The following is a 20,498-nucleotide window of genomic DNA, read 5'->3' as shown; positions in this document are numbered from 1 at the left end:
CAGCAGCCCCCGGCCGTGTCGGGCACGTAAAAGTTTCATTTCCTACTGAACTTTCAGAGCCCCGGCTATTGACGCCGGCGAGCCCGCGACGGTCGACTGAGCCACCCCGAGCAGCACCCCCGAGTGGAGGCTCCTATGAACTCGACGCGACCCCGGCTCCTCGTCGGCGCCCTCGCGCTCTCCCTGACCCTCGCCGCGTGCAGCGGCGGCGGCTCCGACGACGCGGAGTCGGCGGCGGCAGGCGGTTCCGGCGGCGGCGCGATCAGCGTCGCGGTGACCGACCCGGCCCAGCTCGTCCCCGGCCGGCAGACCGTCGCGTTCGACTTCAACATGGCCGTGTGGTCCTCGCTCACCTGGGTGGACGACCAGGGCGAGGTGAGCATGCTCGCGGCGGACTCCGTGGAGTCGGACGACGCCACCACCTGGACGATCACCCTCAAGGACGGCTGGACGTTCCACGACGGCACGCCCGTCACCGCGCAGTCCTACGTCGACTCCTGGAACGCGGTGGCGTACGGGCCGAACGCGTGGGAGAACACCGGCCAGCTCGCGAACGTCGTCGGCTACACGGACCTCAACCCCGCCGCCGGGGACCCGACCACCACCGAGATGTCCGGCCTGACGGTCGTCGACGAGCTCACCTTCACGGTGCAGCTGGTCGGCCCCGACGGCCAGTTCCCGATGCAGATCAGCCAGGGCCAGACGGGCATGTACCCGATGCCCGAGTCGGCGTTCGACGACTTCGAGGCGTACAACCGGCACCCCGTCGGCAACGGCCCGTTCGAGCTGACCAACGACTACGTCGAGAACGAGACGCTCGTCGTCGCCGCCTACGACGACTACCAGGGCCCGGAGCCCACGGTCGACGAGATCTCCTTCGTCCCGTACGCCGACACCACCACCGCCTACACCGACGTGCAGGCCGGCAACCTGGACGTGGTCGGCGTCCCGGCGGCCCGCCTCCCGCAGGCCGAGGGCGACTTCGGCGACCGGCTGTACTCGTTCGAGGCGCCCGGCATCTCCTACCTCGGCCTGCCGCTGTGGGACGAGCGCTACTCCGACGTGCGGGTCCGCCAGGCCATCTCGATGGCCATCGACCGGGACACGATCAACGACGTCATCTACGGCGGGACGTTCACGCCCGCGACCGCGCTGACCCCGGCCGTCGAGGCGGGGACGCCCGAGGGCATCTGCGGCGAGCTGTGCGAGTACGACCCCGAGGCCGCCAAGGCGCTGCTCGACGAGGCCGGCGGCTTCGACGGCACGATCGACATCTACTACCCGGGCGGCATCGGCCTGGACGAGCTGTACACCGCGATCGCGAACCAGCTCCGGCAGAACCTGGGCGTCGAGGCGGTCGCCACGCCCAGCACCGACTGGGCGGAGTTCTACGAGACCCGGCTCGACGGCGCGGTCGACGGCCCGTTCTTCTCCCGGTGGGGAGCGCTGTACCCGAGCCAGCAGAACACCCTGCGGGCGTTCTACGTGCAGGACGGCGGCTGCACCAACTGCATCCCGTACTACGAGCCGGAGGTCGCCGAGCTGATCGCGACCGCCGACGCCCAGGTCGACGCGGCGGACGCCGCCGACGCCTACGCCGCGGTGCAGGAGCGGATCATGCAGGACTTCCCGGCGCCGCCGCTGTTCTTCGAGACGTACTCCTTCGTGACGTCCGAGCGGATCGCGGACCTGCCGACCTCCGCCGTCGGCAACCCGACCTACACGATGGTGACCCTGGCGGAGGGCGCGTGACGCACGGCGCCACCGGGGCGGCGGTGGGCTCGCTCGAGGACGTCCTCGAGCGGGTCCGCCGCGTCCCCGCGATCCACGACTTCCCGACCGTCGACGCCCTGCTCGCCTGGTTCGACGACCTGGTCGCGCGGCACCCCGCCCTGGTGCGAGCCCGCCGGATCGGCACCTCCCGGCTGGGCGAGCCGATCCCCATGGTCAGCATCGGGTCCGGGCCGCGGCAGCAGCTGCTGTTCGCCGGGGTGCACCCGAACGAGCCCATCGGCTTCCGGACCCTGCAGCACCTGGCCGGCGAGCTCGTGGCCGACGCCGGCCTGCTGGCGTCGACCGGCTCGACGTGGCACCTGATCCCGTGCATCGACCCGGACGGCACCCGCCTGAACGAGGGCTGGTTCGCCGACCCCGCGGACCGCACGGCGTACTCGCGCCGGTTCTACCGCCCCGCGCCGGTGGAGCAGGTCGAGTGGTCGTTCCCGTTCGCGCACAAGGACGCGTACTTCGACGCGGTGATCCCCGAGACGCAGGCGCTCATGCGGGTCATCGACGAGGTGCGGCCCGAGATGATGATGTCGCTGCACAACGCGGAGATGGGCGGCGTCTACTACTACCTCTCCGACGACGTCCCGGGCCTCGTCCCGGCCCTGCACGCGGTCCCGCGGTCGCTCGGGCTGCCGCTCGACACCGGCGAGCCGGAGTCCCCCGCCCTGCGCCGGATCGCCCCCGCGGTGTTCTGGTCGATGTCCACGCGCGACGAGTACGAGTACCTCGCGGGGCTCGGGCTCGACGCCGCGTCGATGGTCGGCGGGGAGTCGTCCGCCGCGTACGCCGCCCGGCACGGCACCGTGAGCCTGATCGCGGAGCTGCCGTACTGGTCGCACCCGCTCGCCGAGGACGACACCCCGACGTCGACCGACTACGCCGACGTCGTGCGGGCCAAGGGCGAGGCGCTGGTGGACCTGGGCACCACCCTGTCCCGCCTGCTCGACGAGGCCCGGCCTGACCTCACCGTCCGCACGCCGTTCCTGCGGGCCAGCGAGGCGTTCGTCCCGATGATGGCCGTCACCGGCCGGGCCGAGATCGCCCGCGCGGACCGCCCGGAGACGTCCCGGCCCGCCACGGCCGCGGAGGTGTTCAGCAACGAGGACGTCGTCCGGTGCTTCCGGCTGCGGTTCGGCGGCATGCTGCTGCGGGCCCTCGCCGCGGAGGCCGACGCCGGCATCGCCACCGCTCGCGTGCGCCGGGTGCTCGAGCAGGGCCGGGCGGTCTACGAGGAGTGGGTCGCCGAGGCCGAGGGCGTCACCGGGCTGGAGGTGCTGCCGATCGAGAAGCTGGTCGGCGTGCAGTACGGCGCGGCGCTGGCGGCGGTGCGGTGCCTGACGGACCGCGACGTGACGGTGGGGGGCGACGGGTGAACCGCTACCTCGTCCGCCGGGTCGCCGAGCTCGCGATCGTGTTCGTCGGCGTCACGCTGATCATCTACCTCATGGTGTTCGCGCTGCCGGGCGACCCGATCCAGGCGCTGGGCGGCGACCGGCCGCTGCCGGCGAACGTCGTCACCGAGCTCCGCGAGCGCTACCACCTCGACGAGCCGGTGCTCCAGCAGTACGCCCGCTACCTCGGCGGGCTGTTCCAGGGCGACCTCGGCACGAACTTCACCGGGCAGTCCGTGTCCGAGCGGATGTCGCTGCGCTGGCCGGTCACGATCACGCTGGCGCTGACGGCGTGGGCCATCGAGGTCGTCCTCGGCGTGCTGCTGGGCCTGTTCGCGGGCCTGCGCCACGGCCGCACCGGCGACCGGTTCGTGCTCGCCGGGACCATCCTCGCGACGAGCGTCCCGGTGTTCGTGGTCGCCGTGTCCGCCCAGCTGCTGTTCGGCGTGCGGCTCGGCTGGTTCCCCGTCGCGGGCACCACCGACGGCTGGCCGACGTCGTACCTGCTGCCCGCCCTGGTCATCGCGCTGTTCGGCCTCGCGTCGGTCACCCGGCTCATGCGCGGCAGCGTGGTGGACACCCTGCAGTCGGACTTCGTGCGGACCCTGCGGGCCAAGGGCCTGCGCCGCCGGGAGGTCGTCGGCGTGCACGTGGTGCGCAACTCCGCGATCCCCGTGCTGACGTTCCTGGCGATCGACCTCGGCTACCTGCTCGGCGGGACCGTCGTCGTCGAGGGCGTGTTCAACCTGCCGGGCGTCGGGAACCTGCTGTTCCAGGCGATCCGCACCCACGAGGGCCCGACCGTCGTCGGCGTCTCGACCGCGCTCATCATCATCTTCCTGCTCACCAACCTGGTGGTCGACCTGCTGTCCTCCGTGCTCGACCCGAGGATCCGCCATGAGTGACACGCTGACCGCGACGGCCGTCGCCGAGACCGCTCCCTCCGCGCCCCGCGGCGTGTGGCGGAGCCTGCGCCGCCGGCCCCTGTTCTGGCTGTGCGCCGTGGTGCTGGCGGTGCTGGCCCTCGTCGCGATCGCCCCGTCGTGGTTCGCCGGGTGGTTCGGCCAGCCCGACCCGCGCGCGTGCGACCTCACGCAGAGCGCCCAGCGCCCCGGCGGCGACCACGTGTTCGGCACCGACGTGCAGGGCTGCGACGTGTACGCGAACGTCGTCTACGGCGCCCGGGCCTCGCTGACCGTCGGCGTCCTGTGCACCGTGCTGGCGCTCGTCGTCGCCCTGGTGCTGGGCACCGCCGCCGGGTTCTACGGCGGGTTCGCCGACCGGTTGATCGCCCGGCTGACCGACGTGTTCCTCGGCTTCCCGTTCCTGCTGGGCGCCGTGGTCGTGCTGACGTCGATCGGCACGCGGTCCCCCGTGACCGTGGCGCTCGTGCTCGCGCTGTTCTCCTGGCCCACGATGGCCCGGCTCGTGCGGGGGTCCGTGCGCGCCGTGCGGGACGCCCCGTACGTCGAGGCGGCCCGCGCGATGGGCCTGCGGGACCGGCGGATCATCGCGCGGTACGTCCTGCCCAACGCCATCGGGCCGGTGCTCGCCGTGGCCACCACGATGGTCGGCGGCGTCATCGTCTCGGAGTCGACGCTGACGTTCCTCGGCCTGGGGCTGCGGGCGCCGTCGATCTCCTGGGGCCTGCAGCTGTCCAGCGCGCAGACCTACTTCCAGACCTCCCCGCACATGCTGGTCTTCCCGAGCATCTTCCTGACCGTCACCGTGCTGGCGATGATCACGCTCGGCGACGTCCTGCGCGACACCCTCGACCCGAAGTCCCGCTGAACCCGCTCCACCGCTCCCCCGCCGAGACCCGGCACCCCACCCAGGAAGGCACCACCTCATGTCCGACCGCACCGCCGCCGTCGTCCGCGCCGCCGCCCCCTACCTGTGGTCCTGGGTGGAGCAGCAGGCGGCCTACCGCCGGGCCACCGGCGTGCAGGTCGCGATCCGGGTCGGCGACGAGGTGCTGCTCGACGCGGCGTGGGGCGTGGCGGACGTGACGACCGGGGAGCCGCTGACCACCGAGCACCTGTTCCGGATCGCCTCGCACTCCAAGACGTTCACCGCCACCGCCGTGCTGCAGCTGGTGGAGCAGGGGCGGCTGCGGCTCGACGACCCCGTCGGCGACTTCGTCCCGGAGCTGCGCGAGGGCGGCTCCCCGCTCGCGTCCCGCACCGTGCGGGAGCTGCTCGGCCACCAGGCCGGCGTCATCCGGGACGGCGCGGCGGCGGACTTCTGGCAGCTGGACGGGCCGTTCCCGGACCGGGAGGCCCTGCTCGCGGACGTGCTGGCGAACGGCGAGGTCTACGGCCCGAACGAGCACTTCAAGTACTCGAACGTCGGCTACTCGCTGCTGGGGCTCGTGATCGAGCAGGTGACGGGCCGCCCCTACGACGAGCACCTGCACGCGGCCGTCGTCGAGCCGCTCGGACTGACCCGCACCGGCGCCGAGTACGCCCCCGGCCGCGCGCACGAGTACGCCGCGGGGCACACCGGCCTGCTCGACGCCGACGACCGCCGCGAGCGCATCGACCACGTCGACACCCGCGCCATGGCGGCCGCGACCGGGTTCTTCTCCACCGCCCGCGACATGACGGAGTACGGCGCCGCGCACTTCCTCGGCGACGAGCGGCTGCTCACCGACGCCTCCAAGCGCGTGATCCAGCGCCTGGAGTCCGTCGTCACCGCGTACGGCACCGAGCTCGGGAAGTACGGCGTCGGGATGGACCTGCACACGTTCGGCGAGCGGGACGTCGTCGGGCACAGCGGCGGCTACCCGGGCCACATCACCCGCACCTACATCGACCCCGAGGACCAGCTCGTGGTCAGCGTCCTCACCAACGCGATCGACGGCCCCGCCGACCCCATCGCCGTCGGGCTGATCAAGCTCGTCGACCTCGCCCTGAAGGCGCCCGCCGACGCCCCCGAGCCGCCCGCCGACGCCCGGCCGCCGGCCGAGTACACCGGCCGGTTCGCGAACCTGTGGGGCATCAGCGACGTCGCCGAGCTCGGCGGCCGCCTCGTCCTGCTGCGCCCCGCCGCCCCGGACCCCGTCGCCGCGTACGAGGAGCTGACCGTGCTCGGGCGGGACACGCTGCAGATCCACCGCGGGCCGGGCTTCGGCACGGTCGGTGAGCCGATGACCTACGAGCGGGACGCCGACGGCGCCGTCACCAGCGTGCGCGCCGCGATGACATCCTGGCCCGTCGAGGTGTTCCGGGCCCGGCGCACCGGCATGACGAACCGCCGCGAGGCCGGCGCCGCGGTCCCTACGGTGAGCGCATGACCGACGCCGGCACGCCGCGCCCCGCCACGCCCGACGAGCCGAGCCTCGACGCGGACGCCCGCGAGTGGATCGAGCAGTTCGCCTCCACGTGGGACAACGCGAACAGCGCCCGCATGGAGGGCCGGGTCGTCGGCCTGCTGATGATCGTCGACCGGCCCTACCTGTCGTCCGCGCAGATCGCCTCGCTGCTCGTCGCGTCCGCCGGCGCCGTGTCGACCGCGACCCGGCGGCTGGTCGAGATCGGCTTCATCATGCGGCACAGCATCCCCGGCGACCGGAACCACTACTTCCGCGTCGAGGACGACATCTGGGGCTCCTGGCTCGCCAGCGAGCGCACGTACCTGCCCCGGCTGCAGCGCGTCATCGACTCCGGGCTCGTCGCGGTGAGCGACGACGACCCCGGGCCGCGGCGGCGGCTGCTGAACGCCCGCAACTACTTCGAGTGGCTCGCCGGGTACCACCGCAAGATGCTCGCCGAGTGGGAGGCGCACCGCGACGCCCTCGCCGCGGCCGAGGACGAGGCCGAACGCGCCGGGCAGCCCCCGGCCGGGACAGGAGCACCGTGACGACCGAGCCGACCTCCACCGACCTCGTCGCCGACCGGGCGACCGCGGCGACCGCGGCGCCCGCGACGCCCGTGCTCGAGGTCACCGACCTCACCGTCACGTTCCGTGTCGACGGCGGGCGCTCGCCGGACGTCGCCGCCGTGCGCGGGGTCTCGTACGCGCTGCTGCCCGGGGAGGTGCTGGCCGTCGTCGGGGAGTCGGGGTCCGGCAAGTCGGTGTCGTCCCTGGCCCTGCTGGGCCTGCTGCCGGGCAACGCCACCGTCACCGGGAGCGCACGGCTCGACGGGCAGGAGCTGATCGGCCTGGACGACCGCGCGCTCACCGAGGTGCGCGGGCGCCGCGTCGCGATGATCTTCCAGGACCCGTCGAACGCGCTGGACCCGGTGTTCACCATCGGCTACCAGATCCGCGAGATGCTCCGCCGGCACGTCCCCGGGCTGTCCCGTGCGGAGCGCACCGCGCGGGCCGTCGAGCTGCTGCGCATGGTCGAGCTGCCCGACCCCGAGGAGCGCCTCGGCTTCTACCCGCACCAGCTGTCCGGCGGCCAGGCGCAGCGCGTCATGATCGCGATGGCCCTCGCGTGCGACCCGCAGGTGCTCGTCGCGGACGAGCCGACCACCGCGCTCGACGTGACCGTCCAGCAGGAGGTCCTGGACGTCCTGCGCCGGCTCCGCGCCCGCACCTCCGCCTCGATCGTGCTCATCACCCACGACATGGGCGTCGTCGCGGACCTCGCCGACCGGGTCGTCGTCATGCGGCACGGCGAGGTCGTGGAGACCGCCGACGTCGCGACGCTGTTCGCCGCCCCACGCGCCGAGTACACCCGCACCCTGCTCGCCGCCGTCCCGCGCATCGGTGCGCCGCCCCGCGACTCGACCGCCGACGACCGCGAGCGCCCCGCCCTCAACGTCGAGCACCTGGTCGTGGAGTTCCGGAACCGGCGCGGCCGGGTCGTGCGGGCCGTCGACGACGTCACCCTGCGCGTCCAGCCGGGCGAGATGCTGGCGCTCGTCGGCGAGTCCGGGTCCGGCAAGTCGACCCTCGGCCGGTGCGCGCTCGGGCTCGCGCCGCTCACGTCCGGCACCGTCGAGGTCGTCGGCACCCGGCTCGGGCGGGACACCCCGCGGGCCGTGCGGGCCGCCCGCACCCGCATCGGCGTCGTGTTCCAGAACCCCGCGGCGTCGCTCAACCCCCGGTACACGATCGGCGAGTCCGTCGCGGAGCCGCTGCGCGTGCACGCCGGCCTGCGGGGCCAGGCGCTCGACGCCCGGGTCGCCGAGCTGCTGGACGGCGTGGAGCTCCCCGGCGCGTGGGCGTCCCGGTACCCGCACGAGCTGTCCGGCGGGCAGCGCCAGCGCGTGTCCATCGCCCGGGCGGTGTCCCTCGACCCGGAGCTGCTCATCGCCGACGAGCCGACCTCCGCGCTCGACGTGTCCGTCCAGGCGACCGTCCTCGAGCTGTTCCGGTCCATCCAGCAGCGCCTGCGGTTCGCGTGCCTGTTCATCAGCCACGACCTCGCCGTCGTCGACGAGCTCGCCGACCGGGTCGCCGTGATGCACCGCGGGCGGCTGGTCGAGATCGGCGAGCGCAGCCGTGTCCTGCGCTCCCCCGAGGACGCCTACACCCGGCGGCTGCTCGAGGCCGCGCCCGTCCCGGACCCCGCCGAGCAGGCAGCGCGCCGGGCGGCTCGCGCAGCATCCTGACCTGCGGCTTCGCCACCGCTTCCCCGTGGGACCGAGGTCCCCGGCGCGGCGTGATCCGGGCCACTGTGGGTGAATTCACCCCGGCGATACCACCGATCGGCTTGGTTCGCCACAGGAAGACGTGCGACCGTCCGATGGACACGAGACCACGGGCGTGTGAACGCGCACACCCGTGGCGCACAGCGACACCGGCCCCCCGGTGCCGTCACGGTCCGCCCCCGGGCGGCCCACCGCACGGAGGTACCGATGACGACCGAGATCACGCGCAGCACCTGGCACGCGTGGAGCCCCGAGGACGAGCTCCAGGCCGCCGTCGGCCCGCTGCCCTGCGTCGCCCGCCCGCACGCCGGGCTGGTGCACCGCGACGGGCCGTGCCGGTGCTTCGTCGGCGGACCCGCGCCGGAGCACGCCGGCGGCCGGTACGACGCCGTCCTGCGGTCCGCGTCCCAGCTCCCGGAGTAGCCCGGATTAGCCCGGAGTAGCCCGGACCCATCCGGGCGCCCGCCCGTTCCGAACCCCCGGTGACACCCACCGAGGACACCCAGGAGCGATCATGCGACGCACCCGCAGCACCTACGCCGTGGCCGCGATGGCCGCCGGGCTCACCCTGAGCCTGACGCTCACCGCGTGCGGCAGCGCCGAGGACGACACCGCCGCGGGCAGCAGCCCGTCCGCCACGTCCAGCACGGGCATGGACCACGACGCGATGGACGCCGTCGCGCCCGTCAGCACCGGCGACCCGTTCGCCGACGCCCGCACCGCCGCCGCGCACATGCCCGAGACCGGCCTGACCCTGGCGACCGGCCTCGCCGCCGCCACCGGCACCGCCGGCGAGGTCGACTCCGACGCCGCCACCCTGCGCGCCGGGCTCACCGCCCTCCTGCAGGAGCACGTCTACCTGACCGGCATCGGCGTCGCCACCGCGTACACCGCCGGCGCCGACTCCGCCGAGTTCACCGCCGCGAAGGCCGCGCTCGACGGCAACACCGCCGACCTGGCCGCCGCCGTCGGGTCGCTGGCCGGCGACGAGCAGGCCGCCGCGTTCCAGCAGCTGTGGGACGCCCACGTCGGCTACTTCGTCGACTACGCCGTCGCGAAGAAGTCCGGCGACCAGGCCGGCGCCGACGCCGCGCAGGCCGAGCTCGCGGGCTACACCACCGACGCCGGCGCGTTCTTCGAGCAGATCAGCGCGGGGAACCTGCCCGCCGCCGACGTCGCCCAGGCGCTCGCCATGCACGTGAGCACCATGTCCGCCGCCATCGACGCGCTCGCCGCCGGGGACCCCATGGCGTCCGACACCCTCAAGGCCGCCGCCGACCACGTCGGCATGGACGCCGGCACCATCGCCACCGGCCTCGCCGCCGGCGCCGGCCTGCCCGGTGACGCCATGGACGACGCCTCCACCCTGCGGTCGACCCTGACCGCGCTGCTCCAGGAGCACGTCTACCTCGCCGCGTACGCCGTGTTCACCGCCTACACCGCCGAGGGCGGCGTCGAGTCACCGGCGTTCACCGCCTCGGCGGCGACCCTCGACGCCAACTCCGTGCAGCTCTCCGAGGCCGTCGCCTCCCTGGCTGGCCCGGACAACGGCACCGCGTTCCTCCAGCTGTGGCGCGAGCACATCGGCTTCTTCGTCGACTACGCCGTCGCGGACGCCGCCGGCGACGAGGACGCCCGCCAGCAGGCCCTCATGGACCTCGACGGCTACCGCCCGCAGGCCGGGGCGTTCTTCGAGCAGATCAGCGACGGCGAGCTCCCCGCCGACGACGTGGCCGCCGGGCTGGGCATGCACGTGTCCACGCTCGCCGGGGCCATCGACTCCCTGGCCGCCGCGCTGGTGAGCTGAACCGGCACCCGTGACGCCGGAGGAGGGCACGTGCGGCACACTTGCGCACGTGTCCTCCCCCGGTGCCCGCTCCGCGGCGCAGCTCGCCGCCGACGACGCCCTCGCGCGGGTCGCCGACGGCGACCTCGACGCGTTCACCACCCTGTACGACACGCTGTCCCCCGCCGTGCACGGCACGGCCCTCGCCGTCCTCCGCGACCCCGACCACGCGGCGGAGGTCACCCAGGAGGTCATGGTGGAGATCTGGCGCACCGCCGCCCGCTGGGACGCCCGGCGCGGATCGGCCCGCGCGTGGGCGACCACCATGGCGCACCGCCGGGCCGTCGACCGCGTCCGCTCCGTCCAGGCGCAGCGGAACCGCGACCAGGCCGTCCTCGACGCCGACCGCGCCGCCGTCGACAGCCTCATCGCCCGCGACCCCGACGCCGCGCGCGAGGCCCGCTCCCTGCGCGAGACCGCGGCCGTGCTCGGCGCGGCCGTCGCCGTGCCCGCGCCCGACGCGGTGCGCGACGCCGTGCTGGAGCTCGTCGCGCGGACGGAGCAGGAGAGGGCTGGGCAGGACGCTGCCGGGCAGGGCGCTGCTGGGCGGGCCGGGCAGGACGGCACCGTGCGCGGCGGTGCCTCCGGTGCCTCCGGTGCGGACTCCGCGGCGCGGCCGCACGTCGCCGCACCCCACGCCGTCGGACCGCAGCCGGGCGGGGCGCACCCGGGTCCGTCCACCGTCGGACCGCCCTCCCGTCCCGCCGACCGCTCACCGGCGACCCGGCCGGCAGGCCGCCCCGCCGCGCGCCGGCGCCGGACCTGGCGGACGGTCGTCGCCACCCTCGCCGTCCTCGTGGCGGTGGCGGTCCCCAGCACGTTCGCGTGGCGGGAGAGCCAGCGCGCCGCCGACGCCCAGGCGCGCGCGGACCGCCTCACCGAGCTGCTCGCCGAGCCCGGCGCGCGCATCGCCGCCGCCGAGGTCACCACCGGCGGCACCGCCGTCGCGGTCGTCACCGCCGACGCCGCGCTCGTCACCGCGACCGGCGTGGACGACCCCGGCGCCGACCGGGTCTACCAGCTGTGGGTCATGCGGGACGGCGTACCTGTCCCCGACGCCACGACCACCGTGTCGGACGGCGCCCTGGAGATCCGCACCGACGCGTTCCGCACCGGCGACGCCCTGGCATTGACCGTCGAGCCGACCGGCGGCTCGGACGCCCCCACCTCCGAGCCGGTCGTCGTCCTCGCCCCCGCCTGACGAGCGCCCCGGCCATCGCACGAGGTCGTCAGTCGTGCACGAGGTCGTCAGTCGTGCAGGACGACCTCGTGCCGATGTGACGACCTGGCGGGGAACGGACCCTCGCCGCGCGCAGTCAGGCCTGCTCGACCCCGTGGTGCACGTGCGCGTTCCGGGCTGCCGGCACCACCATCGGTGTCCCGGTCTCGGGGTCCGGCACGACGCGCGCCGCGAGGCCGAACACGTCGCGCACCAGCCCCTCCGTGACGACCTCCTCGGCCGGGCCCTGCGCGACGACGCGACCGTCCTTCATGGCGATGACGTGCGAGCCGTACCGCGCGGCCTGGTTGAGGTCGTGCAGCACCGCCACGAGCGTCCGGCCCTCCTCGTGCAGGCGGGCGCACAGGTCCATGACCTCGTACTGGTGCGCGATGTCGAGGAACGTCGTCGGCTCGTCGAGCAGCAGCAGGTCCGTCTCCTGCGCGAGCGCCATCGCCAGCCAGGCCCGCTGGCGCTGGCCGCCGGACAGGTCGGAGACGAAGCGCTCCTTCAGGTCCGTGACCTCGGTCGCCCCCATCGCCGCGTCGACCGCGCGCGCGTCCTCGGGCGACCACTGCCGCAGCAGCCCCTGGTGCGGGTACCGGCCGCGGGCGACGAGGTCCCCCACGGTGATCGCCTCCGGGGCGATGGGGCTCTGGGGAAGCAGGGCCAGGCGGCGCGCGATCGCCTTGGTCCGCATCCCGTCCATCGGCGCGCCGTCGAGCAGCACGCGACCGGCGCGCGGCTTCAGCGTGCGGGCCAGCGCGCGCAGCAGCGTCGACTTCCCGCAGCCGTTCGGGCCGATGATCACCGTGAACGACCCCGCCGGGATCTCCACGGTCAGGTCCTCGGCGACGACCAGGCGGTCGTACGCGAGCGTGACCCCGTCCGTCGCCAGCGGCGCCGTCGCGGTGGCGGCCCGAGCCGTCGTGGGCGTGGCGGTCATGCCGTCCCCTTCCTCCACTCGCGCACCAGGAGGTACGCGAGGTACGAACCACCGAGCAGCGCGGTCAGCACCCCGACGGGGTACTGCACGCCCCAGGGCGCGTGCTGGGCGAGCAGGTCGGCCCCGACCAGGAGCACCGAACCGGTGCAGGCGGCGGCCACCATGCCGGGGCCCGTCGAGCGGGTGACCCTGCGGGCGATCTGCGGCGCGGTCAGCGCGATGAACGACACCGGGCCGCACACGCTCACCGCGGCGGCGGTCAGCGCCACGCCCACCGCGATCGCGAGCGACCGGGTGCGACCGGGGTGCACGCCGAGGGCCGTCGCCGCGTCGTCGCCCATCTCCACGAGCTGCAGCCGCCGCGTGAGGGCCAGCGCGCACGGCACGAGCACCACCAGCGCGAGCGCGATCGTCAGGACGTGGCCGGCGTTGCGCGAGAGCAGGCTGCCGTTGAGCCACGCGGCGACCACCTGGGCCTCCTCGGTGGTCGCCCGGGCGAGCGCGAGCTGCACGAACGCCAGCGCCATCGCGCCGATCGCGATGCCGACCACGACCATCCGGAACGGCGCCTTCACCCCGCGGCCGGCGCCGAGGAGCACCAGCCCGACGGCCACCCCCGCCCCGACGAGCGCCCCCACCGGACCCGGGACCAGACCCGGCCAGACGAGCGTCGCCGCCGCGGCACCCGCCGCCGCGCCGGAGCCGAGCCCGATCACGTCCGGGCTGCCGAGCGGGTTGCGCGTCACGCTCTGGAAGATCGACCCCGCGATCCCGAAGGCCGCGCCCGCGCCGATCGCCACGCCGATCCGCGGCGCACGGTTGGACCACAGCACCCAGTCCTGGGCCTTCGAGCCGTCGCCCGCCAGCACCGCCGGCAGCTCCACCGGGCTGATCCCCAGGTCACCCACCCAGATCGAGACGACCGCCAGCACCAGCGCGGCCAGCAGCGCCACCGCGGACACCACCACCGCGCGCCGGTTCACGCGGATCACCGGCCGGCGTCGCGCCACCTGCGGGCGCGGGGCGGCACCGGGTGCGGGCGTGCGGGCCGGAGCCGTCGTCGTGGTCACAGTCCCACCCGCCCCTGCCGCACGGCCATCACCAGGAACGGGGCGCCGACGAACGCCGTGACCACCCCGACCATCAGCTCGCCGGGGCGCGCCACGACACGTCCGACCACGTCGGCGGCGAGCAGCAGCACCGGTCCGAGCACCGCGGCGTACGGGAGCAGCCAGCGGTGGTCCGACCCGGTGAACGAGCGGACCACCAGCGGCACCGCCAGCCCGACGAACGCCACGGGCCCGACCGCGGCGACCGAGGCCGCGGCGAGCAGCGTGGCCGCCGCCCCGGCGAGGGCACGGGTCCGGCCGGCGTTCAGACCGAGAGCCGTCGCCGTCTCCTCGCCCAGCGCCAGCGCGTTCAGCCCGCGTGCCAGCAGGGCCGCCAGGACCAGCCCCGCCACCACGTAGGGCAGCACGAGACCCACCGTGCCCTCCGGCCGGCCAGCGAGCGACCCGATCACCCAGAACCGGTACGTCGAGAACACCTCGGGGTCCGCCAGGGTGATCGCCTGGACCAGCGCCACCAGCACCGCGGCGATCGCCGAACCGGCCAGCACCAGCCGCACCGGCGTCGCCCTGCCCCGCGGGCCGCCCGACCCGATCACGTAGACCGCCACCGTCGCCACGACCGCCCCCGGGATCGCCGCCCACACCGACCGGCCAGCCGTCCCGCCCGCCAGCGCCGTCACGATGACGACCGACGCCGACGCGCCCGCGTTCACACCCAGCAGGCCGGGGTCACCGAGCGGGTTGCGCGTCAGGCCCTGGATCACCGCGCCCGAGACGGCCAGCGCCGCACCGGCCAGCACCCCCAGCGCCGTGCGGGACAGCCGGGACTGCACCACCGCGGACGTGTAGCCGTCGTCCGGGTGCAACCACGCCGACCACACGTCGCCCAGCGGCACCGACTTCGAGCCCACGGCGACACTCACGCCGCACGCGAGCACCAGCAGCCCCACCGCGACGACCAGCCCCAGCGCCAGCGCCCACGCGCGCGACCGCGAGCCCCGCGCGGAGGTGCGCGGGGCTCGCGGTGCGGTGACGGTCGCGGTCACTGTCGGCAGGTCCGTTCCCGGCCGGGGCCGGTGGCTGGAGTGGTCGGAAGGTCAGGAGACCTTCGCGACGACCTCGGCGATCTGCGGGACGTAGGCGTCGAGCGCGTACGGCACGCTCAGCGGCGTGGCGACCGTGACCGCCATGCCGAGCTGCCGGTCGATCATCGGCAGGTAGGCGCCCGAGGCGAACGCCGGCATCTGCTGCCACAGCGGCTGCGCCTCCGTGGCGGCCTGCTCCTCCTCGTCGTTGAACCAGGTGAACAGCACCTGGACGTCGTCCAGCACGTCCGCGTTCTCCAGGCCCAGCGTCGCGTAGTACGCGCCCTCGTCCGGCTCCAGGCCCGCCGCCGACGGCGCGAGCTCCAGGCCCAGGCTCGTCAGCAGCGCGACACGCGTGTCACCCGGCATGTAGACGCCGAGCGAACCCGGCTGGTCCCCGCCGTAGACGTACGCGTAGGTCACGCCCGCGAACTCCGGGTGCTCCTCCTTGACCGCGTCGAACTCGGCCTGGATCCCGGCGATGAGCTCCTCGCCCTTCTCCGGCTCGCCCAGCGCCTCCGCGGCGATCGTGATCTGGTCCTCGACCGAGGTGGCCCACGGCTCACCGGGGTACGCCACGACCGGCGCGAAGTCCGACAGCTGGTCGAACGTCGCCTGGTCGATGCCCGACTGCGGCGCCAGGATCAGGTCCGGCTCCAGGCCGATGATCGCCTCGACGTCCAGCTCCGGGTACATCGTGATGGTCTCCGGCAGCTCCTCGCCGTCCTGCTCCACGGCCTCGCGGAACCACGGCTGGTAGCCGTCCTCGTCGCCCGCCCAGTCGTCGCTCTCGATGCCGACCGGCAGCGTGCCCAGCGAGTACGCGATGTCCGCCGCACCCCAGCCGAGCGCGACGACGCGCTCCGGCTTCTCCGGGATCGTCGCCTCGCCCAGCGAGGACTCGATCGTGACCGGGAACGCGTCCTCGGCAGCGGCGGCGTCGTCCGTGCCGGCCGTGGTGTTGTCATCCGTGGTGTCGTCGCTGCCGCAGGCGGTCAGCAGGAGGGCGGCCGCGCCGACGACGGCGACGGCGGCCAGGCCACGGCGGGCCGCCGGGCGCGGGAGGGACGTGCGAGCGTGCACGAGGGTGCTCCGATCCGAATGGGCGATGGGCGGCCGCGTCGGTGGAGCCCCAGGCTCACGGACCGACGTCGGCGCCGCAACAATGAGGCAAGCCTAACCTATGGCTCGCGCCCCTCCGGACCAAGTCCCGCCCCTCGAGCGGCCCCCAGGTCAGAGCGCCAGCGGCGCCCCGGTGAGGCGCTCGAACGCCTCCAGGTACCGGGCACGGGTCCGCTCCACCACCTCCGCCGGCAGGCTCGGCGGCGTCGCGTCGGCCGCCCGGTCCCACCCCGACGCGTCCGACGTCAGCCAGTCCCGGACGAACTGCTTGTCGAAGCTCGGCTGCGCCCGCCCCGGCTCCCAGGCGTCCGCCGGCCAGAACCGCGACGAGTCCGGCGTGAGCACCTCGTCACCGAGCGTCACCGCCCCCGTCACCGGGTCCAGCCCGAACTCCAGCTTCGTGTCCGCGAGGATCACACCCCGCTCCCGCGCGACCCGCTCGGCCCGCGCGTACACCGCCAGGGTCAGGTCGCGGAGCTCCTCGGCGCGCTCCCGACCCAGACGGTCCGCCACCACGTCGATGCTCACGTTCTCGTCGTGCTCGCCGACCTCCGCCTTCGTCGCGGGCGTGAAGATCGGCTCTGGGAGCCGCGACCCGTCGACCAGCCCCGCCGGGAGCGGGATCCCCGTCACCGCGCCGTTCGACCGGTACTCCACCAGCCCCGAACCCGTCAGGTAGCCGCGGACCACGCACTCCACCGGGAACATGTCCAGCCGCCGGCACACCATCGCGCGCCCGAGCACCGCCGCGGGCACCTCCGGCGCGGACGCGCTGACGACGTGGTTCGGGACCAGGTCGGCGAGCTGGTCGAACCACCACAGGCTGAGCTGCGTGAGCACCACACCCTTGTCGGGGATGCCGGGGCTCAGCACGTGGTCGTACGCGCTGACGCGGTCGCTCGCGACGACCAGCACGACGTCCCCATGCTTCTCGGTGACTGCTGCGCCCTCGGGCTGCGTGGTGTCGGGGACGTACAGATCGCGGACCTTGCCGGAGTAGGTGTGCGTCCAGCCGGGCAGCGCGGGTGCGGTCATGCGCACATCCTGCCGCAGGCGGACGGCGACCTTGCGGTGCTGTCCGCAGCGGGCAGCGGGCAGCGGGCAGCGGGCAGCGGGCAGCGGGCAGCGGGCAGCGGGCAGCGGGCAGGCATACTCGCCGGCATGGAGCTCCCTGTCGCCTGGTCCGTGGTCCTGCTCGTCGCCGGGGCGTGGAGCCTGCTCGTCTGGCCCCGGTTCGGCGCCCGCATCGTCAGGGACCCGCGGTCCAGGGACGCGCAGGGCCGCGCCACCCGGTTCCTGACCGTGCACCTGGTGCTGATCGGCGTGTCGATGGCGCTGGGTCTCGCGGTGCTGCTGCTGGGCGTGCTGACTCTCGTCTGACACCCCCGCCGACCAGGCCGTCCCTCAGTAGGGGGGTGGTCCGTCGGTGTCTGTGGTCGGGGTGAGGTGGTGGACGGGGTCGTCGGTGCCGGGCCGCACGAGGTAGGTGTGGCCGGTGGGGTCGGTCCAGGCGAACAGGCCGGGTTCGACCTGGGCGAGGGTGAACGCGGTCTCGGTCTTGAGGCGGTGGTGGTGCCGGCACGCGGGGCCGAGGTTGTCGGCGCTGGTCGCACCGAGCGGTCGGGCGGGGTCGTCGTCGGCGCCGGGGTGGTACTCGACGGTGTGGTCGAGGTCGGCGCGCTCAGCGGGCACGGTGCAGCCCGGTGCGGTGCAGGTCCGGTCGCGGTAGCGCACGTGCTCGTCCAGAGCCGCCGGTGGTCGGTACCGCGTGCGCCCGACGTCCAGGACGGTGCCGGACAGCGGGTCGGTGACCAGCCGCTGCCAGGTCCCACCCCAGGCCAGGGCCCGGGCCTGCACCGCGTCGATCGGCCCGTACCCGGCCAGCTCCGCCGGCTGGTCCTCGACCCCGATCAGGGTGGACAGCGGCACCGTGACCAGCACGTGCGTGCGCGGCGCACGCCCGCGTGCCGGGCTCGCGGTCGCGGTGGCTTCCGGCGGCAGGCCGTCGGCGCCGGAACGCTGGGTCGGCAGAACGGTCGACAGCGCCGGCGCGGCGGCAGCGGCGGGTTCGCCGGGCCCGCCGAGCACCAGGTCGCACAGCCCGTCGGCGCGCAGCTGCTCCAGCGTCCGCGGGTCACCCGCCGACCGGGCGGTCCGCGCGGCGGCCTCCAGCACCGTGTCGACCTGCACCGCCCGCACGGCCGGCAGCAGCACCCACAGCGCCGCCATCCCGTCCGCACGCACCTGCGGCCGACCGACGCACCGGCCCTGCTGAGCGACCCGGTGCCGGTCGGCCGCGCCCTCGGGGTCCACGGTGCTGAGGGCGCGTTCGACGTCCTGCCGGACCTGGAACGAGGTCCGGCCACCGGCGCGGGGCAGGACCTCCTCCTCGACGTGGGCGGCGACGTGGGGCATCTGGTCCCACAGCCGCGTCACGAGCGCCCGCGCGCGGGGCGCGTCGATGGTCCCGGCCGCCAGCGCCTCGCCCGTCCCGGCCAGCGCCTGCCCGTAGGACACGCCCTCGCGGACGAGCGTGTCCGCCTCGCGGGGTGAGCACTGGAGACGCATCGCGAGGGTCGCCGCGGTGATGTTCCGCGACACGAACGCCGCGCCTGCGGGGATCCGCCCGACCGGTGCGCGCATCGACTCGTGCCGGTCGAGGGCCGCCGCCGCGCGCGCCTTCAGGGCGTGGGCCCACGCCTCCAGCCGGGCCGCCGCTGCGACGACCTCCACCCGCTCGAACCCGCCGAGCGCGTCGAGCCCGTCGGCCTCCAACCCCTCCAGGACCGCGACGAGCGGGGAGCCGGTCGGGGTGCCCGTCAGCCGCCGCAGGAACGCGCGCTCGGCGTCCGTCCACGCGGCGTGCTCACCCCACGCCGTGTCGACGGCAGTCGACTCGGAGGCGCGTTCCGGCAGGTCATCGGGCATACGAGCACGCTAGGGACCACCTCCGGCAGCCGACCGCCCAGGACGACGACGCCTGGGGACGACGCACCCACCCCACGCCTGTGGACGCCTCGCCACCGGCTCGCCGAGCGGAGCCCGTCGCCACGCCCGGGTGCAGCAGACCCCTCAGCCCTCCGCAGCCGCCCGGGCGATGTCCGACCGGTGGTGCGACCCGTCGAGCCCGATGCGCTGCACCCCGGCGTACGCCGCGTCCCGCGCCGCGGCCAGGTCCACCCCCGTGCCCACCACGGACAGCACCCGCCCGCCCGCGGACAGCACGGCCCCGTCGGCCCCCGCCGCCGTCCCCGCGTGCAGCACGTGGACCCCGGGCAGCGCGCCGGCCTCGTCCAGCCCGGTGATGACGTCCCCGGTCCGCGGCGCCTCGGGGTACCCGGACGACGCGACGACCACCGTCACGGCGGCGTCGTCGCGCCACTCGAGCGGCGGCAGGTCGGCGAGCGACCCGGTGGCGGCGGCGAGCAGCACGCCCGCGAGCGGTGTGACGAGCCGGGCGAGCACGACCTGCGTCTCGGGGTCGCCGAACCGGGCGTTGAACTCGACGACCCGGGTCCCGCGGCTGGTCAGCGCGAGACCGCAGTACAGGACGCCGACGAAGGGCGTCCCCCGCCGGGCCATCTCGTCGACGGTGGGCTGGGCGACCTGGGCGACGACCTCGTCGACGAGGCCGGGCGGCGCCCACGGCAGCGGGGAGTACGCCCCCATGCCGCCGGTGTTCGGGCCGGTGTCGGCGTCCCCGACGCGCTTGAAGTCCTGCGCCGGGACGAGCGGCACGACGTGGGTGCCGTCGGACAGCACGAACAGGGAGACCTCGGGCCCGTCCAGGTAGTCCTCCACGACGACGCGGCCGCCGGGCTTGGCGAGGCACGCGAGGGCGTGCTCGAGCGCGACGGACCGGTCCTCGGTGACGACGACGCCCTTGCCGGCGGCGAGCCCGTCGTCCTTGACAACGTACGGGGCGCCGAACGTGTCGAGCGCGGCACCGGCCCGGGCGGGGTCGGTCACCACGACGGGGTCGGCGGTGGGGACGCCCGCGGCGGCCATGACCTCCTTCGCGAAGGCCTTCGACCCCTCGAGCCGGGCGGCCTGCGCGCTGGGCCCGAACACGGGGACCCCGGCCTCGCGCACCGCGTCGGCGACACCGGCGACGAGCGGCGCCTCCGGCCCGACGACGACCAGGTCCGCGCCGAGCGACGTCGCGAGGGCGGCGACGGCCGCGCCGTCGAGGGGGTCCACCGCGTGCAGCGTGGCGAGGGCGCCGATGCCGGGGTTCCCGGGGGCCGCGTGCAGCTCGGCGACCCGGGGGTCCCGGGAGAGGGCGAGGGCCAGGGCGTGCTCGCGGGCGCCGGTCCCGACGACGAGGATCTTCACCCGACCGACCCTACCGACCGGTGCACGCGCCGGTGCCGGCCGCCCGCGGACCGGACCCCGCAGCCGGACCCCCGACCCCCGACCCCGCAACAC

Annotated in this window: 18 protein-coding genes; 11 read left to right on the top strand and 7 right to left on the bottom strand. The window is 74.9% G+C overall.

Features of this window, described 5'->3' with window-relative positions:
* The first annotated feature begins 135 nt into the window (after window positions 1–135).
* The 10 genes from KJP73_RS09350 to KJP73_RS09305 all read left to right on the top strand — a co-directional run bounded on the left by KJP73_RS09350 (window position 136) and on the right by KJP73_RS09305 (window position 11,829).
* A complete protein-coding gene (locus tag KJP73_RS09350; RefSeq protein ID WP_213282550.1) occupies window positions 136–1,752 on the top strand; it encodes a peptide ABC transporter substrate-binding protein in 1,617 nt (538 codons plus the stop codon).
* Window positions 1,749–3,161, top strand: a complete 1,413-nt coding sequence (locus KJP73_RS09345; RefSeq protein WP_213282549.1) for a M14 family zinc carboxypeptidase — start codon at window positions 1,749–1,751, stop codon at window positions 3,159–3,161. The genes KJP73_RS09350 and KJP73_RS09345 overlap by 4 nt, the downstream gene beginning before the upstream one ends.
* On the top strand, window positions 3,158–4,084 hold the full coding sequence (locus KJP73_RS09340) for an ABC transporter permease (protein WP_213282548.1): 927 nt from the start codon (window positions 3,158–3,160) through the stop codon (window positions 4,082–4,084). Before KJP73_RS09345 ends, KJP73_RS09340 begins: the two co-directional genes overlap by 4 nt.
* Window positions 4,077–4,970, top strand: coding sequence for an ABC transporter permease (locus KJP73_RS09335; protein WP_213282547.1), 894 nt, complete (start codon window positions 4,077–4,079; stop codon window positions 4,968–4,970). The genes KJP73_RS09340 and KJP73_RS09335 overlap by 8 nt, the downstream gene beginning before the upstream one ends.
* A 58-nt stretch (window positions 4,971–5,028) precedes the next feature.
* Window positions 5,029–6,474, top strand: a complete 1,446-nt coding sequence (locus tag KJP73_RS09330) for a serine hydrolase domain-containing protein (protein ID WP_213282545.1) — start codon at window positions 5,029–5,031, stop codon at window positions 6,472–6,474.
* Window positions 6,471–7,040, top strand: a complete 570-nt coding sequence (locus tag KJP73_RS09325; RefSeq protein ID WP_213282544.1) for a GbsR/MarR family transcriptional regulator — start codon at window positions 6,471–6,473, stop codon at window positions 7,038–7,040. Before KJP73_RS09330 ends, KJP73_RS09325 begins: the two co-directional genes overlap by 4 nt.
* Entirely contained in the window at window positions 7,037–8,743 is a 1,707-nt protein-coding gene (locus tag KJP73_RS09320) for a dipeptide ABC transporter ATP-binding protein (protein WP_213282542.1), read from the top strand. Before KJP73_RS09325 ends, KJP73_RS09320 begins: the two co-directional genes overlap by 4 nt.
* 246 nt (window positions 8,744–8,989) lie before the next feature.
* The gene (locus KJP73_RS09315) at window positions 8,990–9,205 is read left to right on the top strand and encodes a hypothetical protein (RefSeq protein ID WP_213282540.1); all 216 of its coding nucleotides are present in this window, start codon (window positions 8,990–8,992) and stop codon (window positions 9,203–9,205) included.
* Between the two features lie 91 nt (window positions 9,206–9,296).
* A complete protein-coding gene (locus KJP73_RS09310; protein WP_213282539.1) occupies window positions 9,297–10,589 on the top strand; it encodes a hypothetical protein in 1,293 nt (430 codons plus the stop codon).
* Between the two features lie 49 nt (window positions 10,590–10,638).
* Window positions 10,639–11,829, top strand: coding sequence for an anti-sigma factor domain-containing protein (locus tag KJP73_RS09305; protein ID WP_213282537.1), 1,191 nt, complete (start codon window positions 10,639–10,641; stop codon window positions 11,827–11,829).
* A 115-nt stretch (window positions 11,830–11,944) separates the two neighbouring features.
* On the opposite strand, the gene KJP73_RS09300 is transcribed toward KJP73_RS09305, so the two are convergent.
* From KJP73_RS09300 to KJP73_RS09280, 5 genes are all read right to left on the bottom strand, one after another.
* On the bottom strand, window positions 11,945–12,793 hold the full coding sequence (locus KJP73_RS09300; protein ID WP_213282536.1) for an ABC transporter ATP-binding protein: 849 nt from the start codon (window positions 12,791–12,793) through the stop codon (window positions 11,945–11,947).
* On the bottom strand, window positions 12,790–13,863 hold the full coding sequence (locus KJP73_RS09295; protein WP_249669257.1) for a FecCD family ABC transporter permease: 1,074 nt from the start codon (window positions 13,861–13,863) through the stop codon (window positions 12,790–12,792). The genes KJP73_RS09300 and KJP73_RS09295 overlap by 4 nt, the downstream gene beginning before the upstream one ends.
* A complete protein-coding gene (locus KJP73_RS09290; RefSeq protein ID WP_213282534.1) occupies window positions 13,860–14,909 on the bottom strand; it encodes a FecCD family ABC transporter permease in 1,050 nt (349 codons plus the stop codon). Before KJP73_RS09290 ends, KJP73_RS09295 begins: the two co-directional genes overlap by 4 nt.
* A gap of 51 nt (window positions 14,910–14,960) precedes the next feature.
* On the bottom strand, window positions 14,961–16,031 hold the full coding sequence (locus KJP73_RS09285; RefSeq protein ID WP_249669256.1) for an iron-siderophore ABC transporter substrate-binding protein: 1,071 nt from the start codon (window positions 16,029–16,031) through the stop codon (window positions 14,961–14,963).
* Window positions 16,032–16,181: 150 nt separating this feature from the next.
* On the bottom strand, window positions 16,182–17,105 hold the full coding sequence (locus KJP73_RS09280; RefSeq protein ID WP_213282533.1) for a phosphoribosylaminoimidazolesuccinocarboxamide synthase: 924 nt from the start codon (window positions 17,103–17,105) through the stop codon (window positions 16,182–16,184).
* A 126-nt stretch (window positions 17,106–17,231) separates the two neighbouring features.
* Here KJP73_RS09280 and KJP73_RS09275 point away from each other — a divergent pair, with 126 nt between their 5' ends.
* Window positions 17,232–17,450: an SCO4848 family membrane protein gene (locus KJP73_RS09275; RefSeq protein WP_213282532.1), complete on the top strand. Its 219-nt coding sequence runs from the start codon at window positions 17,232–17,234 to the stop codon at window positions 17,448–17,450.
* Window positions 17,451–17,474: 24 nt separating this feature from the next.
* Here KJP73_RS09275 and KJP73_RS09270 read toward each other — a convergent pair whose 3' ends face one another.
* Together KJP73_RS09270 and purD are read right to left on the bottom strand one after the other, a co-directional pair.
* Window positions 17,475–18,998 (bottom strand): HNH endonuclease signature motif containing protein, encoded by a 1,524-nt coding sequence (locus KJP73_RS09270; protein ID WP_213282531.1) that lies wholly within the window; start codon window positions 18,996–18,998, stop codon window positions 17,475–17,477.
* 144 nt (window positions 18,999–19,142) lie between these two features.
* The gene (gene purD, locus KJP73_RS09265) at window positions 19,143–20,405 is read right to left on the bottom strand and encodes a phosphoribosylamine--glycine ligase (protein ID WP_213282527.1); all 1,263 of its coding nucleotides are present in this window, start codon (window positions 20,403–20,405) and stop codon (window positions 19,143–19,145) included.
* Window positions 20,406–20,498 lie beyond the last annotated feature (93 nt).

Source organism: Cellulomonas hominis, from assembly GCF_901521055.1.
In the GTDB taxonomy this organism is placed as follows: domain Bacteria; phylum Actinomycetota; class Actinomycetes; order Actinomycetales; family Cellulomonadaceae; genus Cellulomonas; species Cellulomonas endometrii.
Note: the sequence above shows the minus strand (reverse complement) of the source record. Positions and strands in the feature narration are given on the sequence as shown.